The organism is Nocardia sp. NBC_01327, assembly GCF_035958815.1.
Lineage (GTDB): Bacteria > Actinomycetota > Actinomycetes > Mycobacteriales > Mycobacteriaceae > Nocardia.
Genome location: NZ_CP108383.1, coordinates 3,009,493 through 3,029,065 on the forward strand (window position 1 = coordinate 3,009,493; position 19,573 = coordinate 3,029,065).

Annotated in this window: 18 protein-coding genes; 12 read left to right on the forward strand and 6 right to left on the reverse strand. The window is 67.9% G+C overall.

Annotation, left to right across the window (positions count from 1 at the left end; genetic code table 11):
* Positions 1-2 precede the first annotated feature (2 nt).
* Complete coding sequence (locus tag OG326_RS13275) at positions 3-692, reverse strand: succinate dehydrogenase cytochrome b subunit (protein ID WP_327144936.1); 690 nt, start codon at positions 690-692, stop codon at positions 3-5.
* Positions 693-903: 211 nt separating this feature from the next.
* Between OG326_RS13275 and OG326_RS13280 the strand changes: the two genes are divergently transcribed.
* On the forward strand, positions 904-1,869 hold the full coding sequence (locus tag OG326_RS13280) for a LysR family transcriptional regulator (protein WP_327144937.1): 966 nt from the start codon (positions 904-906) through the stop codon (positions 1,867-1,869).
* Between the two features lie 52 nt (positions 1,870-1,921).
* Here the strand turns inward: OG326_RS13280 and OG326_RS13285 are convergent, their stop codons facing one another.
* The 3 genes from OG326_RS13285 to OG326_RS13295 form a co-directional block, all read right to left on the reverse strand.
* Positions 1,922-3,052, reverse strand: a complete 1,131-nt coding sequence (locus OG326_RS13285) for a Rieske 2Fe-2S domain-containing protein (protein WP_327144938.1) — start codon at positions 3,050-3,052, stop codon at positions 1,922-1,924.
* The gene (locus OG326_RS13290) at positions 3,049-3,831 is read right to left on the reverse strand and encodes an SDR family NAD(P)-dependent oxidoreductase (protein ID WP_327144939.1); all 783 of its coding nucleotides are present in this window, start codon (positions 3,829-3,831) and stop codon (positions 3,049-3,051) included. The genes OG326_RS13285 and OG326_RS13290 overlap by 4 nt, the downstream gene beginning before the upstream one ends.
* A gap of 77 nt (positions 3,832-3,908) precedes the next feature.
* Positions 3,909-4,430, reverse strand: coding sequence for a nucleotide exchange factor GrpE (locus tag OG326_RS13295; RefSeq protein WP_327144940.1), 522 nt, complete (start codon positions 4,428-4,430; stop codon positions 3,909-3,911).
* 50 nt (positions 4,431-4,480) lie between these two features.
* Between OG326_RS13295 and OG326_RS13300 the strand changes: the two genes are divergently transcribed.
* From OG326_RS13300 to OG326_RS13310, 3 genes are all read left to right on the forward strand, one after another.
* The gene (locus OG326_RS13300) at positions 4,481-6,166 is read left to right on the forward strand and encodes an Hsp70 family protein (RefSeq protein WP_327146469.1); all 1,686 of its coding nucleotides are present in this window, start codon (positions 4,481-4,483) and stop codon (positions 6,164-6,166) included.
* Positions 6,163-8,544 (forward strand): Ig-like domain repeat protein, encoded by a 2,382-nt coding sequence (locus OG326_RS13305; RefSeq protein WP_327144941.1) that lies wholly within the window; start codon positions 6,163-6,165, stop codon positions 8,542-8,544. Before OG326_RS13300 ends, OG326_RS13305 begins: the two co-directional genes overlap by 4 nt.
* A gap of 140 nt (positions 8,545-8,684) precedes the next feature.
* Complete coding sequence (locus OG326_RS13310; RefSeq protein ID WP_441342927.1) at positions 8,685-9,626, forward strand: metallophosphoesterase family protein; 942 nt, start codon at positions 8,685-8,687, stop codon at positions 9,624-9,626.
* 4 nt (positions 9,627-9,630) lie between these two features.
* Here OG326_RS13310 and OG326_RS13315 read toward each other — a convergent pair whose 3' ends face one another.
* Positions 9,631-10,068: a DoxX family protein gene (locus OG326_RS13315; protein ID WP_327144942.1), complete on the reverse strand. Its 438-nt coding sequence runs from the start codon at positions 10,066-10,068 to the stop codon at positions 9,631-9,633.
* 95 nt (positions 10,069-10,163) lie between these two features.
* Between OG326_RS13315 and OG326_RS13320 the strand changes: the two genes are divergently transcribed.
* The 5 genes from OG326_RS13320 to OG326_RS13340 all read left to right on the forward strand — a co-directional run bounded on the left by OG326_RS13320 (position 10,164) and on the right by OG326_RS13340 (position 14,481).
* On the forward strand, positions 10,164-10,733 hold the full coding sequence (locus OG326_RS13320; RefSeq protein ID WP_327144943.1) for a TetR/AcrR family transcriptional regulator: 570 nt from the start codon (positions 10,164-10,166) through the stop codon (positions 10,731-10,733).
* A 269-nt stretch (positions 10,734-11,002) separates the two neighbouring features.
* Positions 11,003-11,677, forward strand: coding sequence for a 4'-phosphopantetheinyl transferase Npt (gene npt / locus OG326_RS13325; RefSeq protein WP_327146470.1), 675 nt, complete (start codon positions 11,003-11,005; stop codon positions 11,675-11,677).
* A complete protein-coding gene (gene truB, locus OG326_RS13330; protein WP_327144944.1) occupies positions 11,677-12,615 on the forward strand; it encodes a tRNA pseudouridine(55) synthase TruB in 939 nt (312 codons plus the stop codon). Before npt ends, truB begins: the two co-directional genes overlap by 1 nt.
* A gap of 44 nt (positions 12,616-12,659) precedes the next feature.
* Positions 12,660-13,553, forward strand: coding sequence for a LysR family transcriptional regulator (locus OG326_RS13335; RefSeq protein WP_327144945.1), 894 nt, complete (start codon positions 12,660-12,662; stop codon positions 13,551-13,553).
* A gap of 193 nt (positions 13,554-13,746) precedes the next feature.
* Entirely contained in the window at positions 13,747-14,481 is a 735-nt protein-coding gene (locus tag OG326_RS13340; protein WP_327144946.1) for an SDR family oxidoreductase, read from the forward strand.
* Positions 14,482-14,493: 12 nt separating this feature from the next.
* Here OG326_RS13340 and OG326_RS13345 read toward each other — a convergent pair whose 3' ends face one another.
* Entirely contained in the window at positions 14,494-15,267 is a 774-nt protein-coding gene (locus OG326_RS13345) for a metal-dependent transcriptional regulator (protein WP_442790955.1), read from the reverse strand.
* Between the two features lie 133 nt (positions 15,268-15,400).
* Here OG326_RS13345 and OG326_RS13350 point away from each other — a divergent pair, with 133 nt between their 5' ends.
* From OG326_RS13350 to OG326_RS13360, 3 genes are all read left to right on the forward strand, one after another.
* Positions 15,401-16,354, forward strand: a complete 954-nt coding sequence (locus tag OG326_RS13350; RefSeq protein WP_327144948.1) for a bifunctional riboflavin kinase/FAD synthetase — start codon at positions 15,401-15,403, stop codon at positions 16,352-16,354.
* 162 nt (positions 16,355-16,516) lie between these two features.
* Complete coding sequence (gene rpsO, locus OG326_RS13355; RefSeq protein ID WP_067529397.1) at positions 16,517-16,786, forward strand: 30S ribosomal protein S15; 270 nt, start codon at positions 16,517-16,519, stop codon at positions 16,784-16,786.
* A 431-nt stretch (positions 16,787-17,217) separates the two neighbouring features.
* Positions 17,218-19,482: a polyribonucleotide nucleotidyltransferase gene (locus tag OG326_RS13360; RefSeq protein ID WP_327144949.1), complete on the forward strand. Its 2,265-nt coding sequence runs from the start codon at positions 17,218-17,220 to the stop codon at positions 19,480-19,482.
* Positions 19,483-19,573: the final 91 nt, after the last annotated feature.

A 19,573-nucleotide genomic window follows, 5' to 3' on the forward strand; every position in this document is an offset into this window, starting at 1 on the left:
GATTACTTCACCCATCCGAATGTGACGGCGATCGGGACTGCCAGGAATCCGACGACCAGCAGTGTCGAGACGACGGCGGCGAGCAGGTCGTAGCGGGCATAACTGCGGCTGCTCGCCAGGCCGAGTGTTTGGAAGGCGCTGCGAATGCCGTGCCGCAGGTGCACGCCCACCAGGACCACGGCCACGACGTAGAACAGCGTGATGTACCAGCGTGAGGGTTCGAAGTCGGCGACGACCTTGGCATGCGGGGTCGAATTGCCGCCCTCGGGGTTCACCGCGCCGAAGGTCAGGTCGAGCAGATGCCAGATGAGGAACAGCAGAATGATGACGCCGCCGTACCGCATGGTGTGCACGGCATAACCGTGGGCGTGCGACTTCTTCTTGACCGCGTATCCGACGGGCCTGGCGCGGCGTGCCGTGCGGGCGAGCGAGACCGCCGACCACATGTGCAGGATCACGCTCACGGTGAGCACGATCTCCATTCCGGTCAGCAGCCACCGGTGCGGCAGCGCCGGCTCGCCCAGCGTGCGCAGCCATCCGGCGTAATGATCGAAGTCCGAATCACCCAGGAAGATCTTGAGATTCCCGGCCATATGCGCGAGCAGGAACAGCACGAGGACGGCGCCGGTCACCGCCATGACGGCCTTCTTGCCGACCGTCGAGCGGTACAGCGCGGGTATTGCGATAGCCACCTGCGGAAAATATGGCCGGACTGCTCAGCAGGTCCAAGTCCGCAGTGCTCTGGTGTCGATGGCCGCAGTCTATGGAGCAAGCTGCGGGCGTAATTACTACGCCCCGTAGGGGTTTCGTGGCGTGAGGGCTTTCACACCCCGGCAGACGCCGCGGCGCGGTCGGCGACTCCGGAATCAGGGGCGGGAAGTCCGTGGTCCTAGGCTGTCGAACGTGCAGTTGCAGCAGTTGTCGTACTTCCTGGCCGTGGCGACGACCAGGCACTTCACGCACGCGGCCGAAACGCTGGGCGTCGCGCAGCCCTCGCTGTCCAAGCAGATCCGGGCCCTGGAGAGTGAGCTCGGCGCTCCGCTGTTCAGCCGGGCCAGAGGCAATATCACCCTGACCCCGGCGGGTGAGGCGCTGCTCCCGCTCGCCAATCGAATCCTCGCCGATGTGGACACCGCACGGCTCGAGGTGCAGGAGCTCGCCGGACTGCGGCGCGGCCGGGTCCGGCTGGGGGCCACCCCGTCACTGTGCTCAGGACTGCTGGCGGACACCCTGCGGCGCTTCCACGACGGCTATCCGGGGATCAGACTGCTGGTGGAAGAGGGCGGCTCGCGCGATCTGGTGCGGGAGCTGACCAGGGGAGCGCTCGACCTGGCCCTGGTGATCCTGCCGCTCGCCGAGGACACGCCGCTGGTCACCAGCCCGCTGCTGCGGGAGAACCTGGTGGTCGCCTCGCGGGTCGACGACGCCTCGCTGCCGAACCGGCCGCACCTGCACATCACGGATCTGCGGGACCGGCCGCTGGTGATGTTCCGGGCCGGATACGACCTGCGCGAGGCGACGATCGCGGCGTGCAGGCACGCCGGATTCGAACCCCGATTCGCGGTCGAGGGCGGGGAGATGGACGCGGTCCTGCGGTTCGTGGAGGTGGGGCTCGGGGTGGCGGTCGTCCCGAGCATGGTGCTGGCGGGGCGGCCCGGGCTGCGCGGCACGCCGCTGCTGCTGGACGGTGGTCGCGGTGCGCCCGGCCTGTACCGTACGGTCGCGCTGGCGCACCGCAAGGATGTCGCTCCGACCCACGCCGCCAACGCCTTTCGCGAAACGCTGGAGACGTTCCTCATCGACGCGGACGCCGACGGCAGTCTGCCGGCAGGGGTCGAATTACTCGCCGCCGTCGCGGGGCCGCGCTGACTGTGCGGCCGTCACGAACCCGCTGCCGCCGTCACGAGGCCCTGTCGCCGTCCTAACTCTGTTCCGCCGCAAGCTTTTCCAGATTGGCGGCGACCTCGGCCCGCCAGTTCTCATTGGCGTGTGTGGTGTCGACCTCGAATTCGAAGCGGGCGGTCATATCCGGGGTGATATCGGCGACGTCGACGTAGAACTGCTCGTACCAGCGGCGGTGCTGGTAGACCGGTCCGTCCTCCTGGGTGAGCAGCGGATTGTCGATGCGGGTCTTGTGCTTCCAGATCTCGACGTCCTGCAGGAAGCCGACGCCGAAGCTCTTGCCGAACGCCTTGGCCAGCTTCTGCGATTTCTCCGGCGGCAGGCCCTCGATGCGCTGCACGCTGACGCCCCACTGCAGCATGAACGAATTGTGCGTGACCGGGTAGTGGCAGTTGATCAGCGCCACCTCCACGGTGTTGTCACCGAAGTCGTTGTGCAGGTAGTTGATCATGTACGAGGGCCCGAAATACGAAGCCTCCGAACGCAACAGCTGCATCTCGGTCGAATAGTTCGAGGCCGTATGCATATCCGGCCGCCCCTTCGAATGCAGGAACTGCGTGGCCACATGGCCCTCGAACACATTCTTGAAGAACACCGGATAGGCGAAGTGGATATAGAAGAAGTGCGCCATATCGACGTTGTTGTCGATGATTTCGCGGCAGTGCGCACCCTCGATGAGCAGTGAGTTCCAGCTCCAGTCGCTCCACAGATCGGTGCCCATGCCCTCGATGTGCGGGATGGCGACCTCGGGCTGCGGGGGATTGCCCTCCGGATCGTTCCAGACGAAGAACTGCCCGTTCTCCTCGCAGGTGGTCCAGGAGCGGGTCTTGGCCAGCGGCGGCACCCGGCGCGCATAAGGGATTGCGGCGCACTTGCCGTCGCCGCGCCAGCGCCAATCATGGAACGGGCAGGCGATATTGTCGCCCTTGATGCTCCCGTAGCTCAGATCCGCGCCCATATGCCGGCAGTACCCGTCGAGCGCGTGCAATGCCCCGGTACTGTCCGCCCAGATCACCAACTTGGTCCCGAAAGCGCTGATGGAGTGCGGCTGCCCGTCCCGAAAACTCTCGGCCAGGCCGAGACAGTGCCAGCCGCGCGCAAAGCGCGTCATCGGCTGTCCCACATCGATGGTGCGAATATCCGGTGTCATTGTCGCCCTCCGCGATTGATGATCGGGGCCATCACATCGGGCATGAGTCGATTGAGCCCGATGATGATTCGGTTGTAGGCCGGAAAGGTGATGAACTGCTTGTTCTTCGAGACGCCGTGCAGGATGGCGTCGGCGGCGTCGAGGGGTGTCACCTTGGCGAACGGCAGTTTGTCGATCGAGGCCCGGTAGTTGTAGCCGGGGAGATTCACCGCATTGTCGAAGATGCCGGTGTCGACCACGCCGGGCAGGACGGCGCTGACCCGAATGCCGTGCTCGGCGGCCTCGGCGCGCAGCGAGGTGCTCAATCCGACCACGGCGTGCTTGGTGGCGGCATAGGCGGTGGACCGCGCGACGGGCAGCACGCCCGCACTGCTGGCGGTGTTCACAATGTGCCCGCTGCCCTGCTTGCGCATGACCGCGTAGGCGAGCTGGCTGCCGTGGATGACACCCCACAGGTTCACGCCGATGATGCGGTCCCACGCTGCTTCGGTCATCTCCTCGAAGTCGCCGCCGACCACCATGCCCGCATTATTGAAAATCAGGTCCAGCGTGCCTCTTTCGCCGACGGCCCGATCGATCACGGCGGCAATGGCGGAGCGGTCGGAGACATCGGTGACCATGGTCGTGAGCCGGTCGCCGGGGGCCAGCCGGTCGAGCCCTTCGGCATCGCGATCGGCGGCGTACACGGTGGCGCCCCGCTCCAGCAGCCGTGTCACGAGGGCACGGCCGATCCCGGAGGCGGCGCCCGTGACGATCGCGGTCGCGGAGGAATAGGTCATGCGCCGAGATTAAGCATCAGTGCTTAATTTCTGCAAGCAATTGCTTAAATGTTCCTGGCCGCTGGAGCCCCGGGGTGTCAGTCCTGTTCGCCCGGCAGGTGGCGGCGGACGACCACTCGGGCGGCCCGCACCGAGCGGTCGGCGACGGTCAGGCCGGCTTCGACCACGGCGTCGACGGTGCGGTCCGCGGCCGGGTCCGCGGTGGCGGTGATATCGGCGGCCTCCATCGTCAGCGCGTCGAAGGCGCTGCCCGGTGCGGGACTGACGATCTGCCCGCCGCGTCCGATCAGCAGTCGTTCCACGCGGGCCGCGAAGGTATCGAAAGCCGTTCGCTCGGTGCCGGATCCGGCGGTGCCCGCCAGCGCCCGCGCATCGCTGTACAGGGCGAACAGCTCGACCACCAGGGGCAGGTCCGCGCCGAGGCGTTCGCGCTGCGCGCGGGCCTTGGCATCGTCGGTGAGCCGCTGCAGGGTGGCGGCCTGGCGGGCGATCACGCGGGTCAGATCGTCGATGCGTTCGGCCAGCGGACGGGTGCTGCCAGCGGCGCCGGGTTCGGTTGCGGCATCGGGTTTCCCGGTCGCTGCGGCGGGTTCGGTCATGCTCCGAACCTTAATCCCGGGTGCCGCCGGTGACTGCTACGATCGCGACCATGGGGGTCTTCGGCATCGACCTGGGCACAACGAATTCGGCCATCGCGCGCATCGACGCGGACGGGCGCCCGGAGATTTTGATCGGTATGAACGGTGAGCAGACTGTGCCGTCGGTGGTGCTGTTCGCCTCGGCGGCCGATCATGTGGTGGGCGAGGGCGCGCGCCGCCAATCCCGGCTGGACCCCGAGCATGTGTGCACACTCGTGAAGCGGCGCATGGGCGATGCGGACTGGCGGTTCATGGCGCACGGGCAGCGCTGGTCCGCGCCCGCGGTCTCCTCCCTGATCCTGAAGAGCCTCGCGGCCGATGCCGAATTCGGCGGCGGCGGGACCGTGCAGCGGGTGGTGATCACCGTGCCCGCGTACTTCGGCGACGAGGAGCGCCGGGCCACCATCCAGGCCGGGACCTATGCCGGATTCGATGTGGCGGGCGTGCTTTCCGAGCCCATTGCCGCGGCCCTGTCCTACGGGTTCGGGCGGCTGGACGGCAGTATCGATATCGGCAAGGGCGGTGGCCTGCGCGAGACCGTGCTCGTCTACGACCTGGGCGGCGGCACCTTCGACGCCACCGTCATCGAGCTGTCCGATCGGCGCATCTCGGTGCTCGCCGTCGAGGGCGATCATCAGCTGGGCGGGGCGGACTGGGACGAGCGGATCGCCCTGCATCTCTCGCAGCAGTTCTGCGAAGCCAATCCGGATGCCGAAGACCCGCTGGACGATTCGGCCGGATCGCAGATGCTGGTGCTCGCCGCCGAGCGCGCCAAGCGCGAACTCGGAGAGTCCGAGAGCACCGATGTGGTGATCACGCATGACGGTGTGCGCGCGGTGATCACCCTGACCCGCGGCGAGATGGAGGCCATGACGGCCTCGCTGCTGCGGCGCACCATCGACCTCACCAAGGCGTGCCTGGCCGCGGCCGAGCAGCGCGGCGTGCAGCGGGTGGATCGGGTGCTGCTGGTCGGCGGTTCCTCCCGGATGCCCATGGTGGCGCGGGAACTGCAGCGGGAACTGGGCCTGACGGGCGAGCTGCGTGATCCGGATCTGTCGGTCGCGCGCGGCGCCGCCCTCTACGGCGAGAAGCTGGAAATGGAGCGGCTGGTCATCGCGGATCTGGTGACTCGCGGCCGCCTGCGTGATGGCGCGGATCTCTACGATGCCGATCCCCGCGACCTCGAGCAGTCGCTCGATCGGGTCGCCGCCTCCTTCGGGCAGCCGGTGTCGCTGGTGCGGCGCATGCTCGAAATCCAGGTGGATACCGTGGTCTCGCGCGGTTTCGGGGTGCTGGCGCTCGATACCTACAACGGGCTGGCGGCCAGCTGGCTGGTGCATCGCAATCAGACCCTGCCCATTCGGGTGCGCCGCTCCTACGGCACGGTGCGCGCCGATCAGGATCAGATCGAACTGACCATCGTCGAACAGCAGGGGCAGGCCGCCTCGACCCGCCCCGAGGATACGAAAGTACTGGTGGAGGGGCGCATTCGGGATATTCCGGCGGGTTATCCGGCGGGCAGCGAAGTGCAGGTCACCTTCGAGATGGGTTTCGACGGCGTCCTGCACGTGACGGCCTATCACGTGGATGCCCGTATGCCGCTTGCCCTTTCGGTGCAGACCGGCGCGACGCTGTCCCAGGCGGATGTGGCGCGTGAGCTGGATCAGCTGCAGCGCACCCGCCGCCGCGCGGTGTGAGCGCGGTATCCATGCACGCCTTCGATCCGAACGATTACCGCAAACGAGTGCTCGCGGCCGTGGAACGCCGCGGCGGCATCGACCACTCGGATGCGTTCGAGCTGTACGACATTCCGCTCGACGAGGCGCCCCGGCTCGGTGATGACGAGGTGCGGGCGCGCATCGAGGAGGTGTGGGGCTTCTGGCAGAAGCAGCGCGACCATCCCAAGTACCGGGTGCTGGCCGGACTGCTCGTCGATGAGCACGCGCAGCTGTCCGCCCCGCTGCTCGATGCGGGAATGCGCCGGATCGAGGCCGAACGGGTCAAACACCTGCGGGCGCGCCGGGATTCCGAGCGCTACGAAATGCTCGACTCCGCCATCGAACGACTTGTGCAGCGGCACGGCGCAATTCCGCCCGGCAAGATTCCCGGGCTGGAGGATATCGGCAAGCTGAGCGGTCTCGATCCCGCCGAGGTGCAGGCTCGGCTGCGGCGGCATCGTATCCTCGACGAGGCCGCCGCCCCGGACTCCGCGCCCGCCGGGGTGAGTGTGCAACGGCGGCAGCAGATTCGGAAGCTGCTCGCCGAATACGACCGCCTGCTGCCCGGCGATCCGGTGCCCACCCTGCTGGCTCTGCTCGGCCTGGATTTCACCAAGGCCCGGCAGACCTCCGAAATCCGTTTGCGCGCAGAGGCTTTGCGCGCCCGCACCCGCGAACTGCCGCCCGGCCGGGTACGCGTGGTGCTGGACGAGTTGCTCGTACACGTCAGCGACCTGCTCGAACCCGGCGGCAGCGCCATGGACGCCTACCTGCAGGCCATCATCGACGACGTCACCGATCTGTTGCGTCCCAAGGTCCGCGCGGCGGTGCTCGTCGAAGACCGCCTGGTAGAGGGTGATCACGACTACCTGATCGGCGAAGCCATCGCCGCAGGACTCGACCGCCCCGCCGCCGAACGCGTAATCCTCGCCCTCGCAGACGAACTCGGCACCACCGTGGACGGCGCGCAGCCGCCGCCTATCTCGTACACCCGCACCAGGCCGTCCTCCGGCACGACGTCGCAGGCGACCGGCGCCGGGGCAAACCCGGTGGCCGGGCGAGCCGAGGCCGGTACGGGGAGCGCGGAATCGGCGGATACGGCACAGTCCCGGACCGGCGCTGGGAACTCGGGGGCCAATACCGGGTCTTCGCGGACGAGTTCCGGTGCGGCATATGCGGGTTCGGGCGCTGACGAGGGCCGGGGCGGGACCGATTCGCCGGACCATGGCGCGGCCTCCGGTTACCGCCGCACGTCCGGGGGCGCGCAGGCGCCGGTCCGGCCGTGGGAGGAGCCGCTGAAGGCGGCTCGGGCGGCGCTGCGGGCGGGGCATCCGCGTGCGGCGGCTTCCAATGTGGCGCAGGCGCAGCGGAGTGTCGGGGACGACAGCCTCGGGGCGACCTCGGTGCGGCCGATTGCCGAACTGGTGGAGCGGGTGCTTGCCGAGGCGCTGGTGCGCTGGCGTGGTGCGCGCGTCGGATGTGCGGGCAGGCGATATGTGGAGGCGCTCGATCATCTCGAGTATCTGCAGCGCGCGGCCGCCGATGTGCCCAATCCGGAGAGCGGCGGACCGAGTCTGGAGGAGCTGACGGCGCAGGCGCGGACCGCGCTCGCCGAGGCCGATCGGTTGTTCGCGGCGGCACCGGCCGCCCCGGTCGCCGCCCGAATGCGTGCACTGCGTGCGATTTTCGATATCTGCGCCGATCACGCCGACACCACCGCGGCGCTGTCGATGCTGCCGGTCGACGCACCCGGTCAGGTGACGGCGAATCGCAAACCCGATGGCACGGTGGTGATCGCCTGGTCGCCGTCCACCACGGAGCAGAGCGAATACCGCGTCACCCGTTTACAACCGGATGGTTCCTGGCGGGTGGTCGGCCGCACGCGGGGCACCGCGCTCGAGGACGGTGCGGCAATGGCCGGTCCGGTGCCCGTGTACGGCGTTGTCGCCTCGGTCTCGGGCCGCGCCTCGGAGGTGACCCGCTCGGACGGGCAGGCCCGGCCGCAGGAGGCCACTCCCGCAGCCCCCGACGAAGATCCCACACCCGGCGGTATGCCTGCCGTCCGCGACCTGGCCGAACGAGCCGGGCTCCTACTCTTCGAATGGCCCACCGGCATCACCGAGGTCATGGTGGTCGCGCGCGCCGACGCACCGCCGGTCGACCCGGACGATGCGCGGGCCGACCGCAAATGGAAGGTCACCAACACCCGCTATGAGATCGACGGCGGTGCAAAACTTCCCACTGATCTCCTGCGCCCCTGCCATCTCGGGGTCGCCTCCTGCCGGCGGGAACCCACCGGAGCGCTGACGGTCGCCGCGGGCTTCGCACCCGCCGCCCGGATTCGGCTGGATCGCTGAGGTCCTTCACCCTCCGCTGACCTGGAGCAGGGGGTGAGCGACGGTCTGCGCGCGGGCGCATGGGAATCTGGTGGCGGCCGCCATCGTTGCTGCGAGGGTTGGTTCGAGCAGAGAGGCGGAGCTGGGTGATTCCGAAACTGATGGCGGTGAGCGACATCCATGTCGGGCATCAGGGCAATAAACCCGTGGTCGAGGCGATCCGGGCGGATTCACCCGAGGACTGGCTGATCCTCGCCGGTGATGTGGGGGAGAAGACCGACGATTTCCGCTGGGCGCTGGAAACCCTGCGCCGCCAGTTCGCCAAGGTGATCTGGGTGCCGGGCAATCACGAATTGTGGACCACGGCAAAGGATCCCGTACAGATGCACGGGGCCGGGCGTTACGACTACCTGGTGTCGATCTGCCGTGATCTGGATGTGGTCACGCCGGAGGATCCGTTCCCGGTGTGGGAGGGCGCGGGCGCGGAGGCGTACGGCGGCGCGGTGACCCTGGTCCCGATGTTCCTGCTCTACGACTACTCCTGGCTGCCGAAGGGCACCACCACCAAGGCCGAGGGCCTGGCCCTGGCCCGGGAGCGCAATGTGGTGGCCACCGACGAATTCCTGCTCTCCTCGGAGCCGTACCTGACCCGCGACGCCTGGTGCCACGCCCGCGTGAAGTACACCCAGCGCCGCCTGGACGCGCTGCCCGCGGACACCCCGGTGGTGCTGATCAATCATTTCCCGCTGCTGCGGGAGATCACCGACATGCTCTGGTACCCCGAGTTCGCGCTCTGGTGCGGCACCGACCTCACCGCCGACTGGCACACCAGCTACAACGTGGTGTGCTCGGTCTACGGGCATCTGCACATTCCGCGCACCACCTTCCATGACGGGGTGCGCTTCGAAGAGGTCTCGCTCGGTTATCCCCGGGAGTGGCAGCGGCGCGGTCTGCCCGACCAATTGCTGCGGCAGATCCTGCCCGTGCCCGATTACGGTGACACGCTCAATGAGTGGGGCGGGCATTTCAAGATCACCCCCGAGATGCGGGAAGCCGGTCTGAAGATGCAGGAGCAGGCGCAGAAGCGGCGCGGGCTGGCATAACCTCTCAGCCCACCGCGACTATGGCGCACGCGCCGAGGAAGATCGCCTGCACCACGGTCCGCAGCGGAAGCGGCATGGTCTTGACTCCCGCATCCTGTTTCGCGGCACGCACATTCGCCGGGAACATGATGAGCAGCAGCAGGAACAGGCAGACGGCGGCGATGCGGGGGAACGGCGGGAGCAGCAGTCCCACCGCACCCGCCGCCTCCAGGACACCGGTGAGGGTCACCATGGCCCCGGCGTTCGGGAACTGCGGCGGGACCATGGCGATCAGCTCGCTGCGCTTCGGCTGCACGAAGTGCGCGCCGGCGGTCATGGCGAACATGGCGGCCAGTCCCAGGGCCGTGGTGTGCGGCCAGGAATCGAGCCAGGCATAACCGGTGAGCCACCCGATGAGTCGGGTGAGTCCGGTCACGACGGCGAGTACAACCAGCGGGGCCATCGGATCTCCTGTGTTTCGATCAATCTTGACAGTGGCTAGATTAAGTCCGAGCGGGGGAACTTGTCAATGACTAGATTGCGGTCCATGATGGGCCCATGGCGAAAACCGGCTACCACCACGGAGATCTGCGGGCCACCATCCTGGCGGCGGCCGCCGAGCAGATCGCGACCGACGGTGTCGACGCCGTCTCCCTGCGCGGCCTGGCCCGGCGCGCCGAGGTCTCCCATGCCGCGCCCGCGCATCACTTCGGTGATCGCGCGGGCCTGCTCACCGCACTGGCCATTGAGGGCTTCGAACTGCTGACGGTGGAGATGAACGCGGCCGGCACGGATTTCCACGCGGCCGCGATCGCGTACATACGGTTCGCGCTGCGGCATCCGGGCCACTTCGATGTGATGTTCCGCCGCGATCTGCTGCGCGGCGACGATCCGCAATTGGCCCAGGCGCGCAACAGATCCGGCGCGGCCCTGCGCTCGGGGGTCGCCGCCGAACAGCCGGACCACTCCGAGCGCGGACAGCTGGCCACCCAGCTCGCCGCCTGGTCCATCGTGCACGGCTTCGCGGTGCTGTGGCGCGAAGGCGCGCTGGAGAATTCGGCACTCGCCTTCGATCAGGACCCGGAAGCCCTGGCCCGCACCATGATTGCCACCGTGCGCTTCGAATGAGCCCGGCTCGGACGTACTCGCCTGTTCGCCCCGCGCCTGGATGCCACCGCCTATTACGTGATCCTCTGTCGCGGTCACACCGCCTGTCGTGCGTGTCCCTGCCGATAGGCCGGGGCCCAGCGACGGCGGCGGCTGACACGGCCCGTCGCGCGCTCCCGCCCGGCCGGTAGGCTCGTTCGGGCAAGTGGCGGTGCGATCAGGAGGCGGTCATCGAAGAGCGGGCAGTCGCGGCGGCGGAGTCGGTAGCAGGGACGACGGAGTCGGCGCGCATTCTCGGGAGCATCCTCCCCCTCGGCGTCGCCTCGGCCGAACTGCTGGCGTACCCGGAGGGGCTGAAGCCGCACCCCGCCGAGGAGCATCTGATCGCGCGGGCCGTGGAGAAGCGGCGGCGCGATTTCATCGGCGCGCGGTACTGCGCCCGGCAGGCACTGGCCCAGCTCGGTGAGCCCGCGGTGGCCATCGGCAAGGGCGGCACCGGCGAACCGCTGCTTCCGCGCGGCATTGTCGGCAGCCTCACGCACTGCGACGGCTATCGGGCGGCGGCGCTCGGCCACAGATTGCGTTTCCGTTCCATCGGCATCGATGCCGAACCGCATGCGGCACTGCCCGACGGTGTGCTCGACTCGGTGAGCCTGCCGCCCGAAAGGGATTGGCTCGCAACGGTTCTGCCCGGCACCGGCCTGCATCTGGACCGACTGCTGTTCTGCGCCAAGGAGGCGACCTACAAGGCGTGGTTCCCCCTGACCGGCCGCTGGCTCGGTTTCGAGGACGCGCACATCACCTTCACCGTGGACGAGGAGTCCGCGGGCACCGGTGCGGGCACCTTCCATACGCGTCTGCTGATTCCGGGGCACACCACCGACGGCGGCGACCCGCTGCACAGCTTCGACGGTCGCTGGGCGATCACCGACGGACTCATTCTGACCGCGATCGTGGAGGCCTGATGGGCGAGAAGAGGACACCCGTTGTCGATGCGCTCGGCGGGCTGCTGATCGTCGATAAGGACGGCGGCTGGACCAGTCACGATGTGGTCGCCAAGAGCCGAGGGCTGTTGCGCACCAAGAAGGTCGGGCATGCGGGCACCCTCGACCCCATGGCGACCGGTGTACTGGTGCTGGGCGTGGAGCGGGCCACCAAGATTCTCGGCCAGCTGATCCTGACCACCAAAGCGTACACGGCGACGATTCGCCTGGGGCAGTCCACCATTACCGATGACGCCGAGGGCGAGGTCACCGCGACCACCTCCGCCGCGCACCTCACCGATGCCGAGATCGCCGCCGGCGTAGCCGAATTGACCGGCGATATCCAGCAGGTCCCGGCCACCGTCAGCGCCATCAAGATCAATGGTGAGCGCGCCTACGCCCGCGCCCGCGCCGGGGAGGACGTCCAGCTGGCCGCCCGCCCCGTCACCGTGAGTCGCTTCGAGATTCTCGAGCGCCGCGATATCGACACCGGCACAGCGCAATTCGTCGATCTCGACGTCGAGGTCGACTGCACCTCCGGCACCTACATCCGTGCCCTGGCCCGTGATCTCGGCGAAAAGCTCGGTGTCGGTGGACATCTCACCGCCCTGCGCCGCACCCGCGTAGGCCCCTTCACCCTCGAACACGCACGCACCCTCGCGACCCTGGCCGCCGCGGCGGAGGCGGGCGACCCCCTGCTGAGCCTGGATATCGACGAGGCGGTGCGCGCGGCCTTCCCGATCCGCGATATCGACGACACCCAGGCCGAAGACCTCCGCAACGGCCGCTGGCTCGAACCCGCCGGTCTGCCGGGCGTCTACGCCGCGGTGGATTCCTCCGGCCGCGCCATCGCCCTCCTGAAGGAGAGCGGCAAGCGCGCCGCGTCGGTCCTGGTGATCCGCCCCGCGAACCTCCCCTGACTGCTCGCACCCGGATCGATACCCGGGCGGCCTAGAGTGCTGGGGTGGTCGAATTACGGCAGTTGCGGTATTTCGTGGCGGTAGCGGAGGAATTGCATTTCCGCCGGGCCGCGGAGCGGCTGTTCATCTCCGCGCCGACGCTCAGTCAGCAGATTCGGGCCATCGAGCGCGAGATCGGCGGGCCGCTGCTCATTCGCGGGTCGCAGGGTGTCGAATTGACCGCTGCCGGTGAGGTTTTGCTGAAGAACTCGCGCACGGTGCTGGAGGCGGCGGAGATCGCGCTGCGCGAGACGCGCATGGTCGCCAATCCCGAATGCGCCGTCTTCCGGCTCGGTGTGGTGAACGGTGCGCCGAGCTGGCTGCCCGCGCGCATCGAATCGCTGCTGAAGGCCCGGCAACCCGGCGCGCGCGTGGTGCTGACCGGCGGGCCCACCGTCGACCAGGTGCGTCTGCTCGATCGCGAGGATGTGGATCTCGCGGTGCTGCGCATGCCGGTACGCCTGCCCGAACACCTCACCAGCACCGCCATTGCGGTGGAGGAGCTGGGCATCGTCATGTCCCGCGAACATCCGCTCGCCGATCGCACCACCATCGAGCCGGTGCATCTGCGCGGTCAGGAACTGATCATGTTCGCCCGCGATTCCGCTCCCGAACTGCATGATTCGCTGCTCGCGCAGCTGCGCGAGCGGGGTGCGGCCGTCGCCCTCAGCGAGAGCGCCATGAGCCACGCCCAAATGCTCTCGCTGCTGCCGCTGCGCCCCGCCGCCATCGGCCTGGGCTCCTCGCGCACCGCCACCGCACCCGGATTGGCCTGGCGCCCACTGCATCCGCACCCGCTGGTCATCAGCTACGTCGCCGCCTGGCGCCCCGCCGCACGCAACTCCGCTCTGCGGGCCGTCGCCGAGGTGCTCGCCACCGGATCCCGGCTGTCGCCCTGACCGCCCGCACCGGCTACCACGCACCCTCGGGTGAGGTCTGCCGTGCCCGCATCGCCAGTCGGCGGAATCGCTATGGCACGGCTCGCATCTGCGCCGCCGCGCAGCAGCGGCAGCAGCCCCGTTAGTCGGCGGCTCATCCGGCTTCGGTACCGCGACATGGACGTGCACCGCCGCCGCGGGTGTGCTGAAAGGCATGACACACAAGGGATTCGACAATCAGATCGGCCGCTCCGTGGTGATCGGCGGCGGTTCCGGTATGGGACAGGCGATTGCGGACGCACTGCTGGCCGCGGGCAGCGAGGTGACCATCGTCGGGCGCTCGGCCGAACGACTCGCCGACGCGGTCCGCGAACTCGGCGACGGCAAGCTCGAGGCCATCGCCGCGGACGTCAGCGATGAGGATCAGGTCCGCCGTCTCTTCGACACCGTCGGCACGGTCGATCACGTGATCACCACCGCCGCCGATCTGCGCGGAGCCTACGGGCCCGTAAGCACTTTCGATTTCGGGAACGGCCGCGGTTTCCTCGAGACTAAACTGATCGGCTCCATGCTGCTGGCCAAGCACGCCCGCCTCACACCCGGCGGCTCCCTCACCTTCACCTCCGGCATCGCCGCCTACCGCCCGGCCGCGGGCGGGGCCATGGTCGCCGCGGTGAATGCCGCCCTGGAGGGCCTGGCCCGCGCGCTCGCCATCGAACTCGCCCCGACCCGCGTGAATGTCCTCTCGCCCGGCTGGGTCGAAACCGGGGTCTGGGACAACATGCCCTGGGACGACAAGGCCGACCGCCTGCGCGCCATGGCCGACCGCCTCCCCGCAGGCCGCCTCGGCCGCCCGGAAGACATTGCGCAGGCAGCACTTTCGCTCCTGCGCAACCCCTTCATCACCGGCACCGTGCTCCATATCGACGGCGGCCACCGACTGGTCTGACGCTGCGAGCCCTCAGTTTTCGTGGGTCAGCCAGATGGCCTCGGCGGCAATGCTGCCGAGATCGATGGTGCGGTCCTCGATCCGCACCGCGATGGTGCCCGCGAAATCGCGCCGCTCCACCACCGTGATCGGGGTGTCGAGGGCGATGCCGAGCGAATCGAAGTACCGCAGCATGGCGGGATCGGAGTCGGAAATGCGTGCCACCCGCCCGATTTCGCCATCGCCGAAATCGCTGAGCTGCCGCGCGGGCGGCGTCGGCACCGCACCGTCCACCGAGGGAATCGGGTCACCGTGCGGATCCCGGTCCGGATAGCCGAGTTTGGCGTCGATACGCGCCATGAGCGTTTCGGAGACGGCGTGCTCGAGCACCTCCGCCTCGTCGTGCACCTCGTCCCAGCCGTAGCCGAGCTCATTGACCAGGAAGGTCTCGATGAGCCGGTGCCGGCGCACCATGGCGATGGCGGCGCGGCGGCCGTCCTCGGTGAGGGTGATGGCGCCGTAGCGCGCATGTTCGACCAGGCCCTGATCGGCGAGCTTGCGGACCGCCTCGGAGACCGTGGACGCGGACACGCCGATGCGTTCGGCGAGCAGCTTGGTCGACACCTTCTCCGGCGACCATTCCTGCGCGGTCCAGATCACCTTCAGATAGTCCTGTGCGACGGAGGACAGGACGGGAGCAACGCTGGTCGCGACGGCGGTGAGGGTACCGGTGGGTTCGGACGGATCGGCCAGCTCGCGACGGGTGGCGATGTCTCGTTTTCCAGGCACGTACTCGAGCTTAGGCACAGCCGCGCGGGTTTCACACATCGGCGCGCCTGCTGGTAGACCGAGGTGAACTACGGGTGACTACCATGCTTCCTCCTGTGAAGATCCGCACCGCCGAATACTGTCTGTGACGCGCTTTGCGTAGGCTTCCGGTGTGCAGAGATGGCGAAGTCTCGATGAGATGCCCGCGGAATGGGGCCGGTGTGTGCTCACGATCGGGGTGTTCGACGGCGTGCACCGCGGCCACGCCCAGCTCATCAGCCGTGCGGTGAAATCCGCTGCGGTGCGGGGTGTTCCGTCGGTCCTCATGACTTTCGATCCGCATCCGGTGGATGTGGTGCGGCCCGGCTCGCATCCGCCGCAGCTGTCCACCCTGCACCGCCGTGCGGAGCTGGTCGAAGAGCTCGGTATCGATGTCTTCCTGGTCATGCCGTTCACCAAAGATTTCATGAAGCTGACGCCCGAGCAATACGTCGAACAGCTGCTCGTGGACAAGCTGCACGTCTCCGAAGTGGTGGTCGGCGACAACTTCACCTTCGGTAAACAGGCGGCAGGCACGGTTGACACCATGCGCGAGCTCGGCACCCGCTTCGGGTTCGATGTGGACGGCGTCCAACTGCTCGGCGAACATGCCGTGACCTTCTCCTCGACCTATATTCGCGCCTGCCTCTCCGAGGGTGACGTCGCGGCCGCCGCCGAGGCGCTCGGCCGTCCGCATCGCGTCGAAGGCGTGGTCGTGCACGGCGACGGTCGCGGTAAGGGGCTCGGCTTCCCGACCGCCAATGTGGCCCCGACCATGCACGGCGCGATTCCCGCGGACGGTGTGTACGCCGGCTGGTTCAGCGTGCTGGACGCACCGGGGGAGCGGCGCATGGCGGCCATCTCGGTCGGCACCAATCCCACCTTCGACGGCCGCACCCGCACGGTCGAGCCGCATATCCTCGACTTCGACGGTGACCTGTACGAGAAGCATGTCGCGGTGGATTTCGTCGAACAGCTGCGCGGCATGCGCAAATTCGAGTCCATCGAGGAGTTGGTCGAGGCCATCGGCCGCGATGTCGAGCAGACCCGCAAGGTGCTGAGCGCGGCCGGAGCCGTCGCCGAATAGCACGTCCCGGCGGCAACCGCCAGGGGCGATTAACGGTCCAGGTCACCGGTCCGGTAACCTGATCCGTCGGGTTTGCTGTGGTCTGCGGCAGCGCCCAACCGGGCCGGTTTCGGCTTTCGTCCCGGGATTCCGAGCGCGGACTGGAAAATCAGGAGTGAATTCGTGGCGTTGACCACCGAGCAGAAGAAGGCCATCCTGGCCGAGTACGGCCTGCACCCGACGGACACCGGTTCTCCGGAAGCCCAGATCGCGATGCTGTCCAAGCGGATTTCCGATCTCACCGAGCACCTCAAGGTGCACAAGCACGACCACCACACGCGCCACGGTCTGCTTGCGCTGATCGGTCGCCGTCGCCGGCTCTCGAAGTACCTGCAGGCCAACGACATCGCGCGCTACCGTTCGCTGATCGAGCGTCTGGGCCTGCGTCGCTAGTCTTTGCGATACCGTGCCGCGGCGTGACGCGACACAACACGACTGCCGTAGGCAGTTGACGAACCGGCCGACGGGGAGGCATAGAATCTCCTCGTTGGCCTTTCGTGCATCCGGTGAACGCTGCCGTATGCACGTCAACACGAGCCGTATGCACCTGATCCGTGGCGTCGGTCTTCGGTAGTGGCTTTTCGGGGCGCAGCAAGAGGTAGAAACACCGCGCTGCCGGAGGGCTTCGATCGATGACCGCCTCTGCGTAGCCGTTTCCACGGGGAGATGGCCGGGTGTGCGCGCGATAGCCAGGAGGGCTGCCGCGCGCCCGTGCCGGGTACAGCTTGCCCCTGTCAAGGGGACAAAACAGTCGGATCGCGCTGCCGTCCCATACGGGGAAGAAGCGCTGGCATCCGGCGAAGACGAGAGGTTGAGAGAAGAGAATGACCGAAACAGTGACCAGTTCCGCCGCCGAGGTCGAGCCCGGCGTATTCGAGTCCGTCGCCCTGATCGACAACGGCAGCTACGGCACCCGCACCATCCGTTTCGAGACCGGCCGGCTGGCCAAGCAGGCCGCCGGCGCCGTCGTCGCCTACCTGGACGACGAGACCATGCTGCTGTCGGCGACCACCGCCGGTAAGCACCCCAAAGAGCAGTTCGACTTCTTCCCGCTGACGGTGGACGTCGAAGAGCGCATGTACGCCGCGGGTCGCATCCCCGGCTCGTTCTTCCGTCGTGAGGGCCGCCCCTCCACCGACGCGATCCTGACCTGCCGCCTGATCGACCGGCCGCTGCGCCCGTCCTTCGTGGACGGCCTGCGCAACGAGATCCAGGTCGTCGTGACGGTCATGTCGCTCGATCCCAAGGATCTGTACGACGTGGTCGCCATCAATGCGGCCTCCGCCTCCACTCAGATTGCGGGCCTGCCCTTCTCGGGTCCGGTCGGCGGCGTGCGCGTCGCGCTGATCGGTGACCAGTGGGTCGCGTTCCCGACCGTGGAGCAGCTGGAAGGCGCCGTGTTCGACATGGTCGTCGCCGGCCGCGTGGTCGAGGGCGACGTCGCCATCATGATGGTCGAGGCCGAGGCCCCGACCCACGTGCTGTCGCTGATCGCCGACGGTGGCACCGCTCCGACGGAAACCGTTGTGGCACAGGGCCTCGAGGCCGCCAAGCCGTTCATCGCCCGCCTCTGCAAGGCGCAGGCGGACCTGGCGGCGCTGGCCGCCAAGCCCACCGGTGAGTTCCCGGTCTTCCCGGCCTACCAGCCGGATGTGTACACCGCCGTCGAGGGCACCGCGAAGACTCCGCTGAACAACGCGATGTCCATCGCCGCCAAGCAGGAGCGCGAAGAGAAGATCGACGAGATCAAGCTCGACGTGCTCTCGGCGCTGGCCGAGGACTTCGTCGGCCGCGAGAAGGAGATCGGCGCGGCCTTCCGTTCGGTCACCAAGAAGCTTGTGCGCCAGCGCATTCTGACCGACAGCTTCCGCATCGACGGTCGCGGTCTGGCCGATATCCGCGCCCTCTCGGCCGAGGTCGCGGTTGTCCCGCGCGCCCACGGCTCGGCGCTGTTCGAGCGCGGCGAGACCCAGATCCTGGGTGTCACCACCCTCGATATGGTGAAGATGGCGCAGCAGGTCGACTCCCTCGGGCCGGAGACCTCCAAGCGCTACATGCACCACTACAACTTCCCGCCGTACTCCACCGGTGAGACCGGCCGCGTCGGTTCGCCCAAGCGCCGCGAGATCGGCCACGGCGCCCTCGCCGAGCGCGCCCTCATGCCGGTGCTGCCGTCGCAGGAAGAGTTCCCGTACGCCATTCGTCAGGTGTCGGAAGCGTTGTCCTCCAACGGTTCCACCTCGATGGGCTCGGTCTGCGCCTCGACCCTGTCGCTGCTGAACGCCGGTGTGCCGCTCAAGGCCCCCGTCGCCGGTATCGCCATGGGCCTGGTGTCCGACACCATCAAGAACGCCAAGGGCGAGGACGAGGTCCGCTACGTCGCGCTGACCGATATCCTCGGCGCCGAGGATGCCTTCGGCGATATGGACTTCAAGGTCGCCGGTACCCCGGAGTTCGTCACCGCGCTGCAGCTGGACACCAAGCTCGACGGTATTCCGTCGCAGGTGCTGGCCGGTGCGCTGAACCAGGCGCGCGACGCCCGCATGACCATCCTGGATGTCATGGCCGAGGCCATCAACACCCCGGACGACATGAGCCCGTACGCACCGCGCGTCACCGCCATCAAGATCCCGGTGGACAAGATCGGCGAGGTGATCGGGCCCAAGGGCAAGGTCATCAACCAGATCACCGAGGAAACCGGCGCCAACATCTCGATCGAAGATGACGGCACCGTCTACGTCGGTGCGACCAACGGCCCTGCGGCGCAGGCGGCGATCGATCTGATCAATGCCATCGCGAACCCGCAGCTGCCGAAGGTCGGCGAGCGCTTCCTGGGCACGGTCGTCAAGACCACCGCCTTCGGTGCGTTCGTCTCGCTGCTGCCGGGCCGTGACGGCCTGGTCCACATCTCGAAGCTGGGCAACGGCAAGCGGGTCGCGAAGGTCGAGGACGTGGTCAACGTCGGCGACAAGATCCGCGTCGAGATCGCCGATATCGACAACCGCGGCAAGATCTCGCTGGTTCCGGTCGAGGAGGAGTCCGCCGAGAACGCGGAAGCCCCCGTCGCCGAAACCGTAGCGGCCGAGTAATTGTCACAGGTCTGACGTAAAGTGCGGTGGCCCCTTGCTCCGGAAGACGGAGCGAGGGGCCGTCAGCTTTCTGGAATGAATGCAGCTGCGT

Coding starts and splice junctions, on each gene's coding strand:
- OG326_RS13295 (WP_327144940.1), bottom strand. CDS start 4,430: ATGACCGAACCCGCCGCAGCGACCGGGAAACCCGATGCCGCAACCGAA.
- OG326_RS13320 (WP_327144943.1), top strand. CDS start 10,164: ATGGCGAAAACCGGCTACCACCACGGAGATCTGCGGGCCACCATCCTG.
- OG326_RS13300 (WP_327146469.1), top strand. CDS start 4,481: ATGGGGGTCTTCGGCATCGACCTGGGCACAACGAATTCGGCCATCGCG.
- OG326_RS13290 (WP_327144939.1), bottom strand. CDS start 3,831: ATGACCTATTCCTCCGCGACCGCGATCGTCACGGGCGCCGCCTCCGGG.
- OG326_RS13360 (WP_327144949.1), top strand. CDS start 17,218: ATGACCGAAACAGTGACCAGTTCCGCCGCCGAGGTCGAGCCCGGCGTA.
- OG326_RS13285 (WP_327144938.1), bottom strand. CDS start 3,052: ATGACACCGGATATTCGCACCATCGATGTGGGACAGCCGATGACGCGC.
- truB (WP_327144944.1), top strand. CDS start 11,677: ATGGGCGAGAAGAGGACACCCGTTGTCGATGCGCTCGGCGGGCTGCTG.
- OG326_RS13315 (WP_327144942.1), bottom strand. CDS start 10,068: ATGGCCCCGCTGGTTGTACTCGCCGTCGTGACCGGACTCACCCGACTC.
- OG326_RS13310 (WP_441342927.1), top strand. CDS start 8,685: ATGGCGGTGAGCGACATCCATGTCGGGCATCAGGGCAATAAACCCGTG.
- OG326_RS13340 (WP_327144946.1), top strand. CDS start 13,747: ATGACACACAAGGGATTCGACAATCAGATCGGCCGCTCCGTGGTGATC.